This window comes from Nonlabens ponticola (assembly GCF_003966335.1).
GTDB lineage: Bacteria > Bacteroidota > Bacteroidia > Flavobacteriales > Flavobacteriaceae > Nonlabens > Nonlabens ponticola.
Window position 1 is genome coordinate 57,896 of sequence record NZ_CP034549.1, and the last position, 14,963, is coordinate 72,858.

The window sequence follows — 14,963 nt, forward strand, 5'->3', positions numbered from 1 at the left end:
TATGGAAAGTGTACAAGCGGTCAAGCAACGATTTGAACTTATAGGTAACGACCCAGCATTTAATCGTGCGGTAGAAAAGGCATTGCAGGTAGCGCCTACTGATATATCGGTATTAGTAACTGGTGAAAGTGGTGTAGGTAAAGAGAGCATTCCGCGGATTATTCACTCGCAATCATTCCGCAAACATGCAAAGTATATTGCGGTCAACTGTGGTGCAATACCAGATGGGACGATTGATTCAGAGCTTTTTGGGCATGAGAAAGGTGCTTTTACAGGTGCGACTCAAACAAGATCAGGATATTTTGAGGTGGCAGATGGTGGTACCATTTTTCTAGATGAAGTAGGTGAATTACCGTTGCCTACCCAAGTGCGATTACTGCGTGTTCTAGAGAATGGTGAATTCCTTAAAGTAGGATCCTCGCAAACTCAAAAAACAGACGTCCGCATCGTGGCAGCGACTAATGTCAATATGTTTCAAGCGATAGAAGATGGTAAGTTCAGGGAAGACCTTTACTATCGTTTGAGTACGGTAGAAATTGAATTACCTCCGTTGCGTGATCGCAAAGGCGATATTCACTTACTATTCCGCAAGTTCGCGTCTGACTTTGCCAATAAATATAAGATGCCCACATTACGACTGGATGAACAAGCAGTAGGTCTGCTTACCAATTATCGCTGGAGCGGTAACATACGACAGCTGCGCAACATTGCAGAACAGATAAGCGTTCTAGAAAAAGATCGAGACATTGATGCACGCACCTTGCAAAATTACCTGCCAGATGCTGGCAAAAATCTACCGGCTGTCATTAATTCATCATCTAAGAAATCTGATAGTGAGTTTGCTAATGAGCGCGAGATACTTTACAAAGTGTTGTTTGACATGAAAAACGATCTAAACGATCTTAAAAAACTGACTAACGAGTTGATGACAAATGGTGTTGATCAAGATGTTCCAGAACAGAACAAGCAATTGATCAACAGATTATATGGCGAGGACGAGAATAGCTATGATTATGAAGAAGTCATCGATCAGGCCTATGAAGTAAGCCAAGAAGATACGCTACCTAAGCCTGCTACGCCAGTTCATAGCGAGGTGGAAACAACGACAGATCGATATGATTTTGCTCAAGAGATTGAAGAAGAAGAATCTTTATCGTTAGTGGATAAAGAAATAGAATTAATCAAAAAATCACTGGCCAGACATCAAGGCAAACGCAAGGCAGCAGCAGATGATCTAGGAATTTCAGAACGAACCTTATACCGTAAAATAAAGCAATATGACTTATAGAGGTTTTACCATTGCGTTTCTAATATTGGTAGCCACTCAACTCAACAGTTGTGGTTTCTATAGTTTATCGGGTGTTTCTATTCCAGATAATGTAAAGACTTTTGAAGCTCCATTTTTTCAAAATGTGGCGACTCAGGTAGAAGTAGGTATTGCAAGAGATTATACACTGGCGTTACAGGATCTTATACAAGATCAAAGCAGCTTGTCGCTAGTAACCAATAATGGTGATTACATATATCAAGGAGAAATAACTCGATACAACATCTCTCCTATTACTGCGACTGCAAACAACACAGCATCTCAAAACAGGCTAACTATAGGAATCAACCTTAGGTTTACCAATACTAAAATTCCTGATGAGAGTTTTGAAAAAGGTTATAGCTTTTATCATGATTATCCAGCGGCAACCTTACTTCAAGGAGCTGCGCTGGAAGAAGCGCTCGATGTGATATTTACACAAATCACGCAGGAAATGTTCAATGATACATTGGCCAAATGGTAAACAAGGATCGACTTTATACTGTCCTTGCTCAACCTGAACAGGTTCATGCAGATGATTTGCCATCGCTGGATCATGTAATAGAATCCTATCCGTATTTTCAAGCCGCTCGCAGTGTGCGGCTCAAATGCCTGCACAACAATAGCAGTTCTTTATATAATAAAGAGTTGCAGGCAACAGCTGCTCATACGGCAGATAGATCTGTTTTATTTGATTTTATAACTAGTGAAGAGTTTTTGCAAAATCGCATAAGCGAGCAAATCAAGAAACGTCAAGACCATCTAGAATCTATCGAGGTAGATGCCGAAGAAATAGAAATAGAAAGTACAGACCTCAACGCAGATACCGATTTTACGCAGGTGATTGATGTAGACCTATTTCAAAAAAAGGAATCCATAGTAGACCAGCCGCTCACCTTTTACAGCAATGAAAAATATAGCTTTACCGAGTGGCTGAGACTTACCCAACTCAAACCTATTGACCGAACTGAAGAAAAAAAGAAATCGTCTGCAGGTCAAAAAGCTACAAAGCCAGTAGATACCAGCAAGAAATTGCGCCAACGTCAAATGGAGAAGATTGATCAGTTCCTAGCTGATAAACCTAAAATCAAACCTCGTAAATCCAGTACGAGTGACACACCGCTGCAATTGTCAAATGACAACAGCAAACAACTAATGACTGAGACACTTGCACAGGTTTATCTCGCCCAAAAAAACTATGAGAAAGCGATAAAATCCTATGAGATATTGATATTGCAGCATCCAGAAAAAAGTGGTTTCTTTGCAGACCGAATTCAGGAAATCAAAAACCTACAAAGTAATACTTAAATGACTACGTTTTATATATTTCTAGGCCTTATCGTACTGGTAGCCTTTCTATTAGTTGTTGTGATTATGGTTCAAAACCCTAAAGGTGGTGGACTTTCTTCCAGCTTTGGAGGTGGTGGCACACAGCAATTAGGTGGTGTAAAAAAGACTGGAGACTTTCTAGACAAGAGTACTTGGGTACTTTCTACAGCACTGTTGCTATTGATTCTTGCAGCAAGTACTTTCCTGATCAAGGAACGTCAAGGCAACACGATTCAAATCACAGATCCTAGCGCCGTTGAAACTCCTGTAATCCCAGCAAACGATAACACCGTACTGCCAGAAACTGAATAGTACATTTCAACATATACTGACAAAATATCCAGCTATACCAGCTGGATATTTTTTTATATGATGTTTTGTCAGCAAACATGGCGTGGCACGTTAATAGCCTTACACAAGCATATTAATCAAATAAACATTTATTCAAATGGCATTAAATATTCAACCTCTCTCAGATAGAGTTCTTGTCGAACCTATGGCCGCAGAACAAAAAACAGCGTCTGGTTTATACATTCCTGACACTGCTAAAGAGAAACCACAACAAGGTAAAGTGGTGGCTGTAGGTAAAGGGAAAAAGGATCACGATATGACTGTAAAAGTGGGTGACACCGTGCTTTATGGTAAGTATGGCGGCACAGAGTTAAAGCTGGATGGTAACGACTATTTAATGATGCGAGAAGATGATATTCTTGCAATCGTGTAGATAGATTGTTACGCTTTCGCGAAAGCGTAATCCCAAAAATCATTTAAACATAACATTTACAGGGCAGTAAGCTCTAACATAAACTAACAAAATGGCAAAAGATATAAAATTTGATATTGAAGCTAGAGACGGCATCAAGCGTGGTGTGGATGCTCTAGCAAATGCAGTAAAAGTAACTTTAGGACCAAAGGGTCGTAATGTAATTATAGGAAAATCATTTGGCGCGCCAGTCGTGACCAAAGATGGTGTGAGCGTTGCTAAAGAAATCGAGCTTGAGAACGAGCTTGAGAACATGGGTGCGCAAATGGTAAAAGAGGTCGCTAGTAAGACTAACGATCTTGCAGGTGACGGTACAACTACAGCGACCGTTCTTGCTCAAGCAATCGTCAAAGAAGGTTTGAAGAACGTTGCTGCTGGTGCAAACCCAATGGACCTTAAAAGAGGTATCGACCAGGCGGTTGAGGCCATCGTGAAAGATCTTGAGAAGCAAGCCAAAAAAGTTGGTGACTCTAGTGAGATGATCAAGCAGGTAGCAAGCATTTCTGCAAACAATGATGAGGTTATTGGTGATTTAATTGCTAAGGCCTTTGGGAAAGTTGGTAAAGAAGGTGTGATCACCGTCGAGGAAGCAAAGGGAACTGAAACTTATGTGGATGTTGTAGAAGGTATGCAGTTTGACCGCGGTTACCTATCTCCATACTTTGTGACAAACAGCGAGAAAATGACTACAGAGCTTGAGAATCCATACATCTTGTTATTTGACAAGAAGATCTCAACGATGAAAGATTTGATGCCAGTATTGGAACCTGTTGCACAAACAGGTAAGCCATTATTGATTATTGCCGAGGATGTTGATGGCGAAGCGCTTGCAACTCTAGTAGTAAACAAATTGCGTGGCGCACTAAAGATTGCAGCTGTTAAGGCTCCAGGATTTGGTGACCGTCGTAAAGCAATGCTAGAGGATATAGCGATTCTTACTGGTGGAACAGTGATTAGCGAAGAGCGTGGATTCACACTTGAGAACGCTACGATCGATATGTTAGGTACTGCAGAGAAAGTGGATATCAACAAGGACAACACAACTATAGTGAATGGTAGTGGTTCTAATAAAGATATCACCGCTCGTGTAGGCCAAATCAAGTCACAGATTGAGAACACAACATCTGACTATGACAAAGAGAAACTTCAAGAGCGTCTTGCAAAACTTGCTGGTGGTGTTGCCGTACTTTATGTTGGTGCCGCGAGTGAAGTTGAGATGAAGGAGAAAAAAGACCGTGTAGATGATGCACTACACGCGACCAGAGCTGCCGTTGAAGAAGGTATCGTTGCTGGTGGTGGCGTTGCACTAGTAAGAGCAAAGTCTGTTCTTGCAAAACTTAAGGCAGCAAACTTTGATCAAGAAACTGGTATCTCTATCGTTACTAGAGCTATCGAGAGCCCATTGAGAACCATTGTAGAGAATGCAGGTGGTGAAGGAAGTGTCGTTGTATCAAAAATTCTTGAATCAAAAGGCAACCAAGGATACGATGCTAAAAACGATAAGTATGTTGACATGCTCAAGGAAGGTATCATTGATCCTAAAAAGGTAACTCGTGTGGCATTAGAAAATGCAGCATCAGTTTCTGGAATGATCTTGACTACTGAGTGTGCACTTGTTGAAGTGAAAGAAGATGCACCAGCTGGTGGTGGCATGCCAGGTGGTATGCCAGGCGGCATGGGTGGCATGATGTAATTTCACTCACTGATAATTATAAAGCGATCTGGAAACAGGTCGCTTTTTTTATGCTGTAAATTGACATATCCAGATAATTTTACGACTCAAGTATCTCAAAAAAAGGTAAAGCACTAACTTAAAGCATCATGAACAAGGTCATCAAGTATCTTGACAGTTACTACCTATCGCTGGATGAGCGCATGCGTTGCTGCATTGATGTGTCTTATCACTATGCTTTGGCATTTAGCATCTGTGTGATTGTAGGCAGTTTGACCTACTATTTTGGAAATATTGGTGTAGAGTTGTTTTTAGTTTCTGCGGTCGTTGCCGTGCCCATGATCGCTATACGTATGCTGGCATTGCGGTATCTCAAATCCCATCAACAAGATTTATACATTAAAGAAGTGCTCGATCAAGTGCTTTATACAGAAGATGAACAAGACACAAACAATGACATAGACCCAGATGAAGATGATGATGACTGGTTTATGAAAATCGCCAAAGGCAAGTAGGCTACCGAAGTTTTGATAGACAAAACGCAACGCCTATCTGCTGAGATCAAACAAAAAAGCCAGCTCGATGAGCTGGCTTTTTAATTACTGAACCACTGTTTATTGTTTGATAAACTGCTTGATGACTTTCTCGTCCTCGATATTCAATTCAATGAAATAAGTGCCGGCAGAAAGTTCGCTTACATTTATATCTGACACGACCTCATCAGATTGTCGCACGGTTTGTCCCAGCGTGTTTATGATGCGATAACCATCGATCGCGCTCTCGCTATTGATGAACAACTGGCTTGTTACTGGCACTGGATAAATTTGGAGTCCGCTGCTTAATTCAGAGACATTTTCTTCTACAGATTTACCACCTGCTGGAACACAGAAAGTTTTAGTATCCGTAGATCCAAAAGACCCACCAGATGCCAGTACCCTATTCTCGCTAGTTGATGTAAGCGTGTAAGAACCATTACCATAAGCGCAGCAAATACCATCACCGTAACTATCCTTGAAAACAAGAGTATAACAACCAGGTGCTAGCGTCTTGTTAATCGTTATGGTAGATCCAGGCGTTCTGTCACCATAATTGTTTCCAGAAGTTGCTAGCTGATTGTTACTGTTTCTAATTTCCCAGCTAGTCTCAGCAGGATAATTGTCAAAGGTGATGCGCATTGTGATATCATAGCTAGACGGCTGTGTTGTGGTCGTATTAGTAAACTTAACGTTATCAACAGCCATATCGCCTTGCCAGGTCGTGCCAGTAACACCATTGAATCTCAATTGGAGTTTTTCTCCTTTAAAGCTATCAAGATTCAACGTTGCCGTGCGCCACTGGTTGCCTTGATTACCACTGCGTGACCAGATGGTGTTCCAATTAGTGCCATCCAGGCTAGCCTGTACCGATAGACTACCCATGTTACTAGCTCCATACATATGATACTTGAATTCAAATTGAGGCGATCCGGAAGATGGAATATTTACACATGGACTATATAATACAGCACGCTTACTACTGTAATTAGGCGATGAAGATTCCATGAAAATATAATCACTGCCTGAAGATGCGCTGGATGGACCAGTACCACTAGATGGTGTGCCACCAGATTTGCGAGACCAGTTAAAATCATCATTTCCAGCTTGACTCCATGCACCAAAACCAGATTCGAAACTCTCAACATAAGGCAAGGAAGTTATAGTGGTTGAACAAAGAGAATTGCCGCCACCAGAACCAGTTCCTGTTCCAAATCGATCCTCAGCCTGTGGGCCGTTCCAGATCGCAGTTGCAAAAGCTGGATTATCAATAAATGGATTACGGTTTCCTTGAATACCTTCGATAATGTTATTGCGATTTAGCTCATAATTATCTACAGGATCTTCCACATTCCATTCTAAGAATAAATTAAGCATATTACTGTCAGCACTTGCAGCCGTTCCTACACCTACATTTTTGGGCAAGCAACGACTGCCATAGCGCACATACATAAACATCATCATGCGCGCGACATCGCCTTTAAACTCGTCACCAGGATACCAGTGACCTTGAGCAGTGATTCTTGAATTACCGCTACCATCAGCAAACTTGCGGTTGCTGCGAGATCCATTTCTGGACACGTCTGCTGGTCGCAGGTGGTGCATGTCAGATCCTGGCCCAGTTGTTCCTAGATTGGGATTTCCCAGTGATTTAGGATAGACGTGCTCTCGATTCCAATCAGTGCTGCCGCCACCATTTTCGTTCTTGCTACGCGTGCGATCTGTGTTTGAGATGCCATCATTATCATTGTATCCGTAAATAAGGATTACATCGTTAGAATTTGTTGGGTCAAGATCTGCTTGCTTCATGGCATTCCATACGCCTGGTGTGTAGGACAAGTTGGTGGTTTGCGTACTGGATACTTTTGATGCCAGCTCTGACCTGAGAGAAGATCCTGTAAGATTGATGTCCACATCATTATAATAGGATGGCACTTGCGCCCAGCCTAGTGATGCCATCAATAAGCCAGAGAGAAGTAATAGTTGTTTCATTTTAGGGATTTTAAGGTTGGTTAAATATATCCCTATCTTCTCGCAGTAAAGGCTATTGATTGTTATGGTAACTTTAAGTTTTTAACATATAGTTAATAGTGAGTTACGTTTTCGCGAAAGTGTAATCACAAAAAACCATAAAACACAATTCTATTGTCTATGGCTCCAATGTGCCACTAGGAACTCCCATTTCAAGAGGGTTTGAATTCTGGGCATCATATTTAAGTGGCCAAATATCAATCACTTTTTCACCAGACGCATTTATGTAATACGCGCCAAATTCATCAGTCACTTGTGCTATGCCATTTTTAAATGGTTTTGCATCCATGTAAACAAAAGGTATCACGGTCTCAAACTTGCTATTGAGATAGCCCCATTTTCCTTGTCTTTTGGCAGCGGTTAATCCTTGCACAGGCACATTCATAAACTCAAATTCATCTATAAAAACTATCTCGCCAAATTGATCTAAAACAGGAGTAAAATCAATATTAATATCATTGAAGCGGATGACGCTGTAACCTAAGGCTTGCTCGTTTTCAATCGATGTGTATATTGATATGGAATAAGTACCTCTCAATCTATCTATAGCGCGCTTGAATTTCTTAGGGTTCTCTTTTATATCGTCCAGATCTTCCTGAGAAATTTCATGTTCCAGCATATATTGAAGCATAGGAGCTAGGTAAGCAATGTAGCTAAATGGGGTTTCCGGGAAGTTATCTAGCAAAAGTTTGCGGGCATCATTTTTAATAAAGCTCTTTTTTTCACTCCAGCTTATGTTGTCCTCTGACTCGCCATAATACTGTCGGTTATTGACCTTAGTTATAAAGGTATAGCTGTTATTCCATGTTCCAGTTCGCTCACCATTGTCATAGTACTTTACACTAGTTGTCTTGAGCTTTTTACCTGGTTTCTTGCGGTATTCCTTAAACCATTCTCCATCCTTTTTACCATTTATGTACTGGAATTTAAATCGCTCTTGTAATTCACCACTTTGAAAACTTTGAGTTGTCTCCCATAATCCTACCGGCAAGTCCTGTTCATACTGTCCTATTGTTTTAGCCGATCCATCGACTATGGTGATTGCGCCATCTCTAAGACCATTTTCCTCAAACTTGAGATTTGTAACCCGAGCATTATCGATAATTTCCCATGATCCTACTCGCAAACCATTATCATAGGTGCCAATTACGGTTTTTTGATCGTTTGTGAACTTATAGGCATCATCATACTTACCGTTATTAAGCGAGATGACATAGTCATCTGTACTTAAAAGCTGACCTGTTTTTTCCTTCAATTCACCCTTATTATAGGTAAGCTTATATATGTCCTTATCACCTTGAGAATTTTTCATGAAGTGTGTGCCTATTGCTACACCATTATCAAACTCACCTTGGGATATAACCTTGCCCTCTGGAGTGAAACTTCTCTTGAGTCCATGATACATATTATCCTTGAGACCTACTTGTAAAAATTTATTATCATCGCGGTAAAAGGTAAATTCTCCTTTAGGCTTACCCTTGCTATAAAATCCTTCAATATTCCTGTCACCATTTATATAGAATAACTGCATCTCTCCATCCATCTCTCCATCAACAGCACTGCCTATCATTCGTATAGTGCCGTTTTTATAATATGTCACTTGTTCACCGTTTAAGATCCCATCCTTGTATTGAGCTTTTTTCAACATATTACCTTCCACATCATAAAATGAATTGAATCCATTTTTAAGCCCATCTACCGCTACATAGGTTTCTTTAAGTTTAGGTTCGCCCTCAGACCTATAAAAGCTTTGTTGCAATCCATTGAGTTTATCATCCTTGTACGATAGTATATCACTTAAAAAAGTCGCACCTTCTTGTATTTTTTGATAGTAGTACCATTTACCCACTTTTTTACCTTGATAAAACTGACCTCGAGTAAGCACATCGTATTCTGAAGTTTTACTGACGACATATGTAGAGGTAAATGTCCCATGAGATAAATTATCTTCAAAGAATAGATTCTCTCTAGTATACTTATATCCATATAAAGGTTCATGCACTGGTTCAACATTATAGCGACCCTTGTCATTAGGTGAAGTTCTTCTCGCTTTCCATTCACCTTGTTTCCCTTTCATGTTTCTAAACCCTTCTATGTATTCATTGTCATATTTATCATAGACTAACCAGCGACCTACCTCATACTCTTGGCCATCAACAGTAACAATTGCTCCATAGGCCGTAAACTCATTGGGCCTAGTATCGGAGCCACTCTTAACAGGATACTCCGCGATTTTTTCTCCGTTTACATACAAGTATGCCTTTGAGTCGTCGTAATTTGTTGAATAATACCAGATACCTTTAGATTTAAATGGGGTATACTCCAGCTCAACCCATATACCATCTTTTTTACCATCGATATATTTCCCGGTCACTTGAGGTAGCATTTGCTTGCTATAATATGTCCATACTCCTTGTTTCCTGCCTACTTTATCATAAAGGCCTTCGCCATCTTTGACTAGAGCATATTCTGCTGCCCATCTTTGCTGCCTGCTTTCATTTTCTGCTGCACGGCGAGCGGCACGCTCTTGAAATATAGAAACAACGGTAGCGGCTCCAGCCACCGCAAGATTTGTGTAGCCTTGAGCTTCAGTTTGTGCTTGAGGTAAATTTGCAACAACTGCTGCGACATCTATATTTCCTGATCCATCAAAAGCATTGACAATAGCTTGTTGTACACCAGCATTGAAATATTCAATTTGTGCCTGTTCCTGTGCAATTTGATTATTGTAATTATCCAGGGCATTTTGATATACCGTTTGAGTGCTCTGCTGGTCCTGATAAGCTGGTGATAGCGAGTTGTCTATACTAATGGTGTTTTCTACCGTCGACGATTTATCTTCCTCGATCCTTTTCCTTAAATCAGCCTTGCTACGTTCAAAATTCTCTACTTGCTGCTGCGCTCCTCTATCACTATAAGAGCGATTCATAGCTATAATTCTATCAGCCATAGAAATTGCACCAGACCAGTCCTTGTTATTTAAGTACTGTCGATATTCAGAAAATAGCTGTGAGTGCTTTTGTTCCCGTTCTTTAATTTTAGAATATTCCTCACGCTGCTTTGCCTTACAATTTTTATGACAACATTCATAGGCGGCAAATTCTTTCAAACTTGGATTATCGCCATTGTATGAGCAAGGATCTCCAACCAATTCAGGTATAACTGTGCCATTCCATTCAGGACAATCACATTGTTGTGAGAATCCTTGGAAAACGATTAGAGACAATAAAGCGGTAAAAAGAAAAGATTTTTTTGACATAATGGCTGATTTGCCTCAAAGCTAGATGTAATTGAACGTCTATAAAATACCCTAATTAGGGTATATTTCAAAAATTGAAAATTGCAACTGATTGTTTTTCAATTTCTTAAGAAACCTGTGCAATGAAGATTTTGATAATTACGCTTTCGCGAAAGCAAACACATCCACCTACTTACTAACACTTGTTAAGACAGGATTAAGAAAATATTAGCAGTTGTCTTGTATATTTAAAGTCACTAAAAAAGACTTAATGAATTCAATCAAAACTTTTGTTCTTCTCTTGATGACAGCCACTCTTGTGGTGAGCTGTGGTGGTAAGAAAGGAGCTTACAAAGGTGATAGCGCAACGGCTGCCGCCAGTAAAAAATCAAAAAAAGATGGTATGAAACCTTATGACAAGGTGATTACCAAGGACGCCAAAAGCGACGAAGGCCTGTTTACTGTTCACATGGTAGACGATAAGTATTTCTATGAGATTCCAGATAGCTTACTAGAGCGCGAGATGCTGATGGTAACTCGTATTGCAAAAACTGCCGCAGGCATAGGCTTCGGTGGTGGTAAAGCAAACACACAAACCCTAAGATGGCAACGTAAGAATGATAACATCCTATTGAGAGTGGTTTCTCACTCTGTAGTTGCCGCAGATTCTTTACCGGTAAGCATTGCGGTAGAGAACTCAAACTTTGAACCTATTCTCTACTCGTTCCCGATTGCGGCAATGAAAAAAGATAGTGTGACTAACAACGCTGTTATCGATGTGACTGATTTCTTCACTAAGGACGTAAAAGCAATAGGCTTTCCTCAATCACAACGCAGTCGCTATAAGATCTCTAGATTAGATGACTCAAGATCTTACATTGATACATTGAGATCTTACCCAGAGAATATTGAGAGTAGACATGTAAAAACTTACTTGGCCAGCAATCCACCGTCAAACGGTAGTACACAGTCAGTTTCTTTAGAGATGAGTAACTCAATGATTTTATTGCCTAAAGAACCTATGAAGCGCAGGTATTTTGACCAGCGTGTAGGATGGTTTGCTCGCGGTCAACAAGATTATGGTCTTGACGCACAAGAAACCAAAACAGTGCGTTACCTAGACCGATGGAGACTTGAGGTGGCAGATGAAGATATGGATGCCTTTAATCGAGGTGAGCTAGTCGTACCTAAAAAACAAATCGTTTACTATATAGATCCTGCGACACCACAGCAATGGAGAAAATACATCAAGCAAGGTATTGAGGACTGGCAAGTAGCTTTTGAAGAAGCTGGTTTCAAAGAAGCCATCATTGCAGCAGATGCGCCTAGTAAAGAAGAAGATCCAGACTGGAGTCCAGAAGATGTACGTTATTCAACGGTGCGTTATCTAGCTTCACCTATACCTAATGCCAATGGGCCACACGTATCAGATCCACGTAGTGGAGAAATCCTTGAGTCTGACATCAACTGGTACCACAATGTGATGACGTTGTTGCGCAACTGGTTCTTTATCCAGACGGCAGCTATCAATGAGGATGCTCGTGGTGTCGAATTTGATGAAGAAGTAATGGGACGTTTGATACGTTTTGTAAGTGCTCATGAGGTAGGACACACATTAGGATTACCACATAACATGGGAAGCTCTGTTGCGTACAAAGTAGAAGACTTGAGAGATCCAGCATTTACCAAAGAGTATGGAACTGCACCTAGTATTATGGATTATGCACGTTTCAACTATGTAGCACAACCAGAAGATGGTGATGTTGCTTTGATGCCTAACATTGGACCATACGATAAGTACGCCATCAAATGGGGTTACAAGCCGTTACCTAATTTGACCGCAGAAGAAGAGAAAAAAGTTCTTGATGAGTGGATTCTGGAAAAAGCTGGAGATCCTATGTACAGATTTGGTCGTCAACAATTCGGTGTAGTAGACTACTCAAGCCAGACGGAAGATCTAGGAGATGACAGCATGCTTGCTAGTTCATATGGTATTAAGAACCTTAAGCGTATCGTCCCTAACCTAAATGAATGGACTGGTGAAGAAGGTGAAAACTACGATGACCTTGAGACTATGTACGGACAAGTGCTAAGTCAATTTAACCGATACATGGGTCATGTTGCTGGTAATATAGGTGGCGTTAAGGAAACTTATAAAGCTTATGGGCAAGAAGGTGCTGTTTATGAGCACGCACCACGAGATAAGCAAGAACGTGCCATGGAGTTTTTACAGGAACAATTATTTGAGACTCCAGAATGGTTGATAGACCAAGAGATTTTCAACAAGATTGAGTCTGATGGTAGTATTGAGAGAATACGTGGTATCCAAGTAAGAACATTAAACAATGTACTTGACTTTGGACGTATGGCCAGATTGATGGAAAATGAAGAAGTAAATGGTCGTGAGGCATACGGACTTCTTGAAATGATGACTGATTTGCGGAAAGGAATCTTTAGTGAACTACCTCGTGGGTCACAGATTGATCGTTACCGCAGGAACTTACAACGTGCATATGTAGAACGTTTACAGTTTATCATGGAGAATGAACAACAACAATTACCAGCGGCATTTAGAGCATTTGCTGGTCAAAGTAGTATTGATGTTGCTCAAAGTGATATACGACCTATAGTGCGTGACGAGTTGCAAACGCTATTGCGTGATACACGCAGAGCAGCAAACCGCACGAGCGATCGACTATCGAAAATTCACTTGAGAGATCTAGCGGAACGCATTGATATGATCTTAAATCCAGTGTAAGCAATACACTAGATTAAAATTCAAAGCCTTGCTTTTATAAAAGCAAGGCTTTTTTATTGATATATAATTTGCTTGAAAAAATTATTGAGAAGCGGTTCTCAAAAATTAACTCGATCGTGAGAACGAATTCAGTTTACGCCAGGCTTTGTTGGCTAGTGCCTTAGTTAGATTCAATGGATAGTCACGTTCTCCCATGACAATAGACACCATTACATCATTGACTCTTTGACCGTGATTATACAAGAAATAAGCTCTTAGTTTTGAATCACCGTAAATGAAGTTGGCCAGTTTTTGTGCCGTTTTGAGTTCTTTAATTAATCCATTGTTCAGTCGCTGTTCATATAGATTTTGTGCCTGTTGCATGTCAAGTTTACCATCAATAATACTTTGTGCTGCCAATTGACCAGAAAGTATAGCATTGGCAAGACCTTCGGCAGTTATGGGATCTGCGAGACCTGCGGCATCACCTGTTAGAAAAATACCTTGACGGCAAAATCCATCAGTACGCGGTGATAGCGGTATTTGAAATCCGTGCATTTCCTCAGATATTGGGTTTTCTAGTTTCAAAACCTCAATCATGTATTTGCGATAGAGTTCTTTGAGATTACCCTTAGATTTCCTAAAGCTTGCTATACCAATGGATAAGTGATTCCTTTTAGGAAAGCACCAGCCGTAACCTTGCGGCATGGCGTCAAAATCAAATCGTACTGATGACGATAGTCTAATATAATCTTCACTCGTTACCTCAACCTCGTACTCTAATGCAGGTATCAAGTATCGAGTTTCTTCCCAGCCACCTAGTCTTGCTGTGGTACTCAAAACGCCATCTGCGGCAATGATCATTTTACATTCAATAGATCCTTTTGACGTTTCTAGAGTTGAACCTCCATTGGCATATGTTAAGTTTTCAAGCTTGCAGTCATCAATCAAGGTTGCACCTTTACTTACTGCTTTTTGAACGAGATCATGATCAAACGTGTCTCTCATAACCATATTGATGATGGGCTTTTCTTTTAAGGCTGTAAAACTCAAATCATCCTTTAAAAAATTACTATCTACCTTGTAAAAAGCCTTCTCTACAGATTGCTGTACATCCACTGGTAGATAGTTGATAGCTCGATTGGTCAATCCACCACCACACGTTTTATAGCGTGGCAATGATTCCTTTTCTATAATGGCGACATTAATATCTTCGCTCGCCAATGTGTAGGCCGCCATTGCACCAGCTGGGCCGCTGCCCACTACCACTACTTCATAGGATTGCATAGAATCTGTTTGTAACAAATTTACTACTCTGTAGATAAGGAGCAGGAATCATTATAGAAATTAAGGG

General features: G+C 40.5%; 11 protein-coding genes. 8 read left to right on the top strand and 3 right to left on the bottom strand.

Going from position 1 to position 14,963, the window contains the following annotated elements; all coding sequences use genetic code 11:
* Position 1 precedes the first annotated feature (1 nt).
* The 7 genes from EJ995_RS00180 (at position 2) to EJ995_RS00210 (ending at position 5,585) form a co-directional block, all read left to right on the top strand.
* Positions 2 to 1,288, top strand: a complete 1,287-nt coding sequence (locus EJ995_RS00180; protein ID WP_126444454.1) for a sigma-54-dependent transcriptional regulator — start codon at positions 2 to 4, stop codon at positions 1,286 to 1,288.
* Positions 1,278 to 1,790 carry an LPS assembly lipoprotein LptE gene (gene lptE / locus EJ995_RS00185; protein ID WP_126444456.1) on the top strand — a complete coding sequence of 171 codons (513 nt, stop codon included), beginning with the start codon at positions 1,278 to 1,280 and terminating at the stop codon, positions 1,788 to 1,790. The genes EJ995_RS00180 and lptE overlap by 11 nt, the downstream gene beginning before the upstream one ends.
* Positions 1,784 to 2,614, top strand: coding sequence for a hypothetical protein (locus tag EJ995_RS00190; protein ID WP_126444458.1), 831 nt, complete (start codon positions 1,784 to 1,786; stop codon positions 2,612 to 2,614). The genes lptE and EJ995_RS00190 overlap by 7 nt, the downstream gene beginning before the upstream one ends.
* Positions 2,615 to 2,947, top strand: coding sequence for a preprotein translocase subunit SecG (gene secG / locus EJ995_RS00195; protein WP_126444460.1), 333 nt, complete (start codon positions 2,615 to 2,617; stop codon positions 2,945 to 2,947). It abuts the gene before it with no gap.
* A 136-nt stretch (positions 2,948 to 3,083) separates the two neighbouring features.
* Positions 3,084 to 3,359 carry a co-chaperone GroES gene (locus EJ995_RS00200; protein ID WP_126444462.1) on the top strand — a complete coding sequence of 92 codons (276 nt, stop codon included), beginning with the start codon at positions 3,084 to 3,086 and terminating at the stop codon, positions 3,357 to 3,359.
* Positions 3,360 to 3,450: 91 nt separating this feature from the next.
* Positions 3,451 to 5,091, top strand: a complete 1,641-nt coding sequence (groL, locus tag EJ995_RS00205; RefSeq protein ID WP_126444464.1) for a chaperonin GroEL — start codon at positions 3,451 to 3,453, stop codon at positions 5,089 to 5,091.
* A gap of 128 nt (positions 5,092 to 5,219) precedes the next feature.
* Positions 5,220 to 5,585, top strand: coding sequence for a hypothetical protein (locus EJ995_RS00210; RefSeq protein WP_126444466.1), 366 nt, complete (start codon positions 5,220 to 5,222; stop codon positions 5,583 to 5,585).
* A gap of 99 nt (positions 5,586 to 5,684) precedes the next feature.
* On the opposite strand, the gene EJ995_RS00215 is transcribed toward EJ995_RS00210, so the two are convergent.
* Both EJ995_RS00215 and EJ995_RS00220 read right to left on the bottom strand, forming a co-directional pair.
* A complete protein-coding gene (locus EJ995_RS00215) occupies positions 5,685 to 7,595 on the bottom strand; it encodes an endonuclease (RefSeq protein WP_126444468.1) in 1,911 nt (636 codons plus the stop codon).
* Between the two features lie 157 nt (positions 7,596 to 7,752).
* On the bottom strand, positions 7,753 to 10,893 hold the full coding sequence (locus tag EJ995_RS00220) for a WG repeat-containing protein (RefSeq protein ID WP_126444470.1): 3,141 nt from the start codon (positions 10,891 to 10,893) through the stop codon (positions 7,753 to 7,755).
* A gap of 250 nt (positions 10,894 to 11,143) precedes the next feature.
* On the opposite strand from EJ995_RS00220, the gene EJ995_RS00225 reads away from it, so the two are divergent.
* On the top strand, positions 11,144 to 13,630 hold the full coding sequence (locus EJ995_RS00225; RefSeq protein ID WP_206482253.1) for a zinc-dependent metalloprotease: 2,487 nt from the start codon (positions 11,144 to 11,146) through the stop codon (positions 13,628 to 13,630).
* Between the two features lie 105 nt (positions 13,631 to 13,735).
* Here the strand turns inward: EJ995_RS00225 and EJ995_RS00230 are convergent, their stop codons facing one another.
* Positions 13,736 to 14,896 carry a geranylgeranyl reductase family protein gene (locus tag EJ995_RS00230; protein ID WP_126444472.1) on the bottom strand — a complete coding sequence of 387 codons (1,161 nt, stop codon included), beginning with the start codon at positions 14,894 to 14,896 and terminating at the stop codon, positions 13,736 to 13,738.
* Between the last annotated feature and the right edge of the window lie 67 nt (positions 14,897 to 14,963).

Coding starts and splice junctions, on each gene's coding strand:
- EJ995_RS00180 (WP_126444454.1), top strand. CDS start 2: ATGGAAAGTGTACAAGCGGTCAAGCAACGATTTGAACTTATAGGTAAC.
- lptE (WP_126444456.1), top strand. CDS start 1,278: ATGACTTATAGAGGTTTTACCATTGCGTTTCTAATATTGGTAGCCACT.
- EJ995_RS00190 (WP_126444458.1), top strand. CDS start 1,784: ATGGTAAACAAGGATCGACTTTATACTGTCCTTGCTCAACCTGAACAG.
- secG (WP_126444460.1), top strand. CDS start 2,615: ATGACTACGTTTTATATATTTCTAGGCCTTATCGTACTGGTAGCCTTT.
- EJ995_RS00200 (WP_126444462.1), top strand. CDS start 3,084: ATGGCATTAAATATTCAACCTCTCTCAGATAGAGTTCTTGTCGAACCT.
- groL (WP_126444464.1), top strand. CDS start 3,451: ATGGCAAAAGATATAAAATTTGATATTGAAGCTAGAGACGGCATCAAG.
- EJ995_RS00210 (WP_126444466.1), top strand. CDS start 5,220: ATGAACAAGGTCATCAAGTATCTTGACAGTTACTACCTATCGCTGGAT.
- EJ995_RS00215 (WP_126444468.1), bottom strand. CDS start 7,595: ATGAAACAACTATTACTTCTCTCTGGCTTATTGATGGCATCACTAGGC.
- EJ995_RS00220 (WP_126444470.1), bottom strand. CDS start 10,893: ATGTCAAAAAAATCTTTTCTTTTTACCGCTTTATTGTCTCTAATCGTT.
- EJ995_RS00225 (WP_206482253.1), top strand. CDS start 11,144: ATGAATTCAATCAAAACTTTTGTTCTTCTCTTGATGACAGCCACTCTT.
- EJ995_RS00230 (WP_126444472.1), bottom strand. CDS start 14,896: ATGCAATCCTATGAAGTAGTGGTAGTGGGCAGCGGCCCAGCTGGTGCA.